The sequence below is a fragment of the Methylobacterium sp. AC433 genome, assembly GCF_979253015.1.
Map to the genome: position 1 here is coordinate 1 of NZ_CEEDBN010000128.1, position 233 is coordinate 233.

The window sequence follows — 233 nt, forward strand, 5'->3', positions numbered from 1 at the left end:
GGGCCTCGTAGCCGAACGGAGTCGACGGGCGTCCGAGGGGCGTCGCGACGACGGCTCGTCCGGTCCGGCGGGCTTGGACCGTCGCCATGGTGAGGACCGCCATGGCGAAGACCTGCTGGGAGAGCGCCGCCCAGAGCGGCACGGCCAGCAGCAGGGTGGTGATGCCGAGCACGCCCTGGGCGAGCACGAGACCGGCGATGCCGGTCGCACGGCGGGCCATCCCGGTGCCTGGC

At 74.7% G+C, this 233-nt stretch carries 1 pseudogene; it reads right to left on the reverse strand.

Annotation, left to right across the window (positions count from 1 at the left end):
- Positions 1-233, reverse strand: a pseudogene (locus AC0IWM_RS23995) (COX15/CtaA family protein); the annotation flags it as partial.